This window comes from Methanoregula sp. (assembly GCF_002835825.1).
Lineage (GTDB): Archaea > Halobacteriota > Methanomicrobia > Methanomicrobiales > Methanospirillaceae > Methanoregula.
In genome coordinates, this window is the sequence record NZ_PIZH01000185.1 from 1 (window position 1) to 4472 (window position 4472).

The following is a 4472-nucleotide window of genomic DNA, read 5'->3' on the forward strand; positions in this document are numbered from 1 at the left end:
ATATAGGGTAGATTTGGGGGGTATCGACAAGGTAGATCAAAAACCGGGGATATCAGGAGACTTTGTAAATTTATCCAGCAGTGAATGTGGGTTAGAAAAACTATCAGAGTCTGTTGGAAAAATATTTACCGGACCTTGCTCAAAATTTTTCAAACGCGATTGTGATCGCGATTGAAATAATGATCCGGATCAACCGAACCCTGCTTGAAATTTTTTTACCGGACTTTGATTACGAAATGTTAAACTCATGAAAATGAGGAGAGGCAGACGCGGAAAAGGTCTGCCGACTCTTCGAAGAATTACTCCGCAATTCTTCTCGTGCCTCATCTCTTACGAGATTCGGCATTTCGCTATGCACTTACCTTGATCGCTACGCTCCGATAGTCTAAGATCTTGCCCAGCGAGGATCCGACGAGGCGTCCGAGCGACCCCGAAGGGGTGGGATGTATCATAACTGTCCTGAAAAAGAACCAGGAAAATTTTCAACCGGGAAACAACTTCAAAAACAAGAAGAGCCTATGCCGAGATTTGAACTCGGGACTTCCTCCTTACCAAGGAGGCACACTGCCGGGCTGTGTCACATAGGCATACAACAACCGACGGAAGAAACTCCCGCACGGGTTGCCTAACTACGTTGTGATTAATCCCTATAAAACATTGCGGAGAAGCAGGCACAGAAAAACAGCCATGTACCGCCGTATTCTCCACTTGACGGGAGATGATAGCGGGGATTACAGCGCATTGAGCCGGTCGATGCTCTTCTGCACGTCCTCGAACTTCTCGACTTCAATGATGGGCTCGATACCGGATTTCTTCACTGCCGCCATGACCGTCGCAAAATCGATGGTCCCGTCCCCGACAGCCATATGCGAATCGGCATCGCCCGCATTGTCATGCAGGTGATAATGTGCTGCGGGGCATTCAAGGAAGCCGTCAAGGCAGTGCATCTGGTGAGCATGGCCGACATCGAGCGCGAACAGGGAGTTGCCGATGAGCGGGAGTTCGTCTGGGACTTTCAAGAGGAAATATTCCCAGTTCCCCATGTTCTCGATGAAGAACGGGACAGAGAATTCATGCGAGAGGAACTTCAGTTCGTCAATCGATCGCTCCAGCTGCCGGCAGGCCTTGTCCCGCTCCTCAGCCCAGGCAAAATACCCCGGGTGGACGACAATGCCTGCATCGACTTCGGCTGCAATCTTCATGCACTGCCCCATCACCTCCACGCTTGCCCTGCGGATCGGTTCGAGCAGGCTTGCGATGTTCGTGCCCCGGCAGGGCGTGTGGATGGAGAAGTGGTGATCGTAGGAGAGAAGGGGGTCTGCAGATCTGAGGTAATGGAGACCCTCGTCCATCACCTCTATCCGGTCCGTGATTTTTGCGATCTGCTCCAGTGCTTTTTCAAGCGGGAACTGGTGGAGGCAGAAGGTGGAGACCCCGGGCATGATGAGTGATCGTGTCCCAACCGACATAAAGATGTACTACATGGCATTCCGGGGAGAGGGAGGTAATCCCGCAGGCCATAGGAATGCTCTCATTCTATGGTGTTTAAGCCGTCGAATCTGAATAAACGCACCAGAATGGCCACAATTCCAAAACTACATAATGTACTACAGAGATTGTAAAACGTAAGAGATGGGAACGGGACCGATACCCGGGGACAACAGCACATGTGGATACCTGACATCCGAACGATATTCCTTGTGCAGTTCTTCATAAACGGTTTCCTCACCTTGATTCTCTATATTTATTGGAAGAACGAGAAGACGTATCCCGGTTTCCGGACCTGGATGCTCAGCCTGCCGGTTATGGCCTGTGCCTCCCTGTTCTTTTTCCGGCCGGAAGAAATCTCCCCCCTGCTTGCAATCCTTGCCGCAAACATGCTCCTGCTGCTCGCCCTCATCATGCGGTTCGACAGCATCTGGCGGTTCACCCGCTCCGGTCCGTATCCCCGGATCATTTATTTCATCGCTTTTCCGGCAACAATCCTGTTCCTCATCTCCAGCCAGTATTATGCGATCCCGGACTCAGTCCGTATCCCCATCCTGACAATAATATTTCTCGTTATCGTTATTGCCGGCTGTATTCCGCTTATCAGCCACGGGGAACCGGGGACGTACCGGATACGGATGAGCATCTTCTTTGTCATCGGTATATGGATAGTCCTGTTCATTGCCCGGCTTGTCTGGTTCCTTGCGTTCGGACAATTCTCGCTGTATGAAATGAACGTGGTCAATATACTCTATCTCTTCTACAGCATTGTTGCCGATATCCTGACAACGGTCTTTTTCATCCTCCTGAATATGGCCCGGACCCGGTCCGAACTCCGCACAAGCGAACAGCAGTACAAAAGCCTGGCAGACAACCTTCCGGATTATATCATTGTCCATGATGCAGAACATATCCATTACGCCAACCTTGCCCTGCTGCGTCTTACCGGGCGTACGCTGGAAGAGATGCAGGGAACTACGCTTGAGTCCGTTATCACGCATTCCGGAGCGGAAGTTGTCCGTCAGATCACCGAAAAACCATTATCCGCTGCCACGCAGGAAGAGCCATGGGAAATCGACATGATAACACACAATGGCACCGTGCGTCACTGCATGATGCGAACAACCGGCATTAGCAGTAAAAGATTCTCCGGCTTCCTTTCTGTCATCACCGACATCACCGAACTGAAAATGGCCGAGAACGCCCTGGGACAGGCGACAAAAAAACTGAATCTTTTCACGTATATTACCTTAACCGACATCCATAGTGCGATCTTTACCCTTTCCGGGTATAACGAACTCGCCCGGGGAAATACTTCCGATGAAAAGATGCAGCAGATCCTCAACCGCCAGAATGAAGTGATCCTGACCATTTCGCGTTTGCTCCTCTTTGCAAAGGAATACGAGGGTCTTGGCGTGAGACCTCCCGACTGGCAGAACGTGAAAAACTCGTATCTTCTGGGGATCTCGCATGTGGGTCTTATCACCCTGGCCCGGAATATTGATGTCGAAGGGCTGGAAATCTATGCAGATCCCCTTCTTGAGAATGTCTTTACCACGCTTGCCGAAAACGTGGCAATTCACAGCAGGACTGCAACCAGTATCTCTCTGTACTACCAGGAAACAACGGAAGGACTGACCCTTGTCTTTGAAGACAATGGCGCTGGTATTCCCCTGGATATGAAAGAGAAAATCTTTGAGCGTAAGACCCGGGAAAAAAAGGGCCTGGGTCTCTTTCTTGTCCGGGAGATCCTTGCGATTACCGGCATAACGATTCGGGAATGCGGGGCTCCGGAAAAGGGCGCCCGGTTTGAGATTGCAGTACCAAACGGAGTATACCGTTTCGATAAAACCGCAAAAATTCCTGTTACCGATGACACGGTTTAAAAATAATTCCTGATGGGAAAAAAAATCGGGATTATTTCTTTATATGAACATCCATCTGCGGGAACGGGATCTCGATGCCCTCTTCTGCGAATCGCTCGGCAATCCGGGTGTTGATTGCGTCTTTTACATCATCAGGGACATTGTATTTTTTCATCCAGACACGCAGGATGAAGTTCAGGCTTGAATTACCAAACTCGGTGAAGAAGACCGTTGGTTTTGGATCCTCAAGAAGAAAATCCGTGTTCCGGATGGTCTGGTGCGCGATCTCCATTAAGATCGCCTTGACACGTTTCGGGTCGGTACCATAGGCTACCGAGACCGGGAGGGTAAGCCGGAGTTTCTCGTCCGGCTCCGAGAAGTTCACGATCACGTTGGTCGTGATCTTGTTGTTGGGCAGGGTGACAACCTGGTAATCCAGTGTCCGGATCCGCGTGCTGCGGGTGCCGACCGAGATGACATCCCCGTAATAATCATCGATCTTCACGCGGTCGCCGACTTTGAACGGCTTGTCGACCTTGATGATCGCCCCGCCAAAGAAGTTGGAGATGAAATCCTGGGCCGCGAGCGCAACGGCAATACCTGCGATACCCGCACCGGCCAGGAACGGGGTGATGTCGATGTCGAAGATCTTCAGGATTGCCATGATGGCCGTGAACCAGATGATGTACTTGACCACCAGTTCCAGGAGGTCGATGAGCCGGTCATCGAGATCGGTCTCCGAGGTCCCGGCAAGCATGCGCCCGTACGTTGCGATGATGTCGTGAAGGAGCGAGGAGACAATCCATGCGGTAATGAGGATATAGAAGGAGGTAACGTAATCCGGATTAAGGAGGAATTTTGCGTTCTCGGGAAGGATATCGAACCAGGTCACCGCAAAGTACACCGAGATGACGACAATGGTGATCTGGACCGGAAGGCCAAGAGCGGAGATCAGGATATCGTCCCACTTGGTATCGGTTGTCTCGGCTTTTGCTTCCAGCCACCTGACAAAGGCCCGGACAAAGAAGGCAATGACAATACCGGCAAGGATGGTGAGTGCAGCAAAGATGGAGTTCGGTTGAAGTCCTGCGAGTTCTATCGCCATATACGTACACTTAT

The 4472-nt window shown here is 51.0% G+C and carries 3 protein-coding genes and 1 tRNA gene; 1 reads left to right on the top strand and 3 read right to left on the bottom strand.

What is annotated here, in order from left to right; all coding sequences use genetic code 11:
• Nucleotides 1-513: 513 nt before the first annotated feature.
• Together CW742_RS07735 and CW742_RS07740 are read right to left on the bottom strand one after the other, a co-directional pair.
• A tRNA-Thr gene (locus CW742_RS07735) sits at nt 514-587 on the bottom strand.
• 144 nt (nt 588-731) lie between these two features.
• Nucleotides 732-1442, bottom strand: a complete 711-nt coding sequence (locus CW742_RS07740) for a sugar phosphate isomerase/epimerase (RefSeq protein WP_292418743.1) — start codon at nt 1440-1442, stop codon at nt 732-734.
• A 225-nt stretch (nt 1443-1667) separates the two neighbouring features.
• On the opposite strand from CW742_RS07740, the gene CW742_RS07745 reads away from it, so the two are divergent.
• Nucleotides 1668-3374 carry a PAS domain S-box protein gene (locus CW742_RS07745; protein ID WP_292418746.1) on the top strand — a complete coding sequence of 569 codons (1707 nt, stop codon included), beginning with the start codon at nt 1668-1670 and terminating at the stop codon, nt 3372-3374.
• A gap of 31 nt (nt 3375-3405) precedes the next feature.
• Here the strand turns inward: CW742_RS07745 and CW742_RS07750 are convergent.
• On the bottom strand, nt 3406-4472 hold a 1067-nt coding region (locus CW742_RS07750), incomplete at its 5' end, for a mechanosensitive ion channel family protein (protein WP_292418748.1).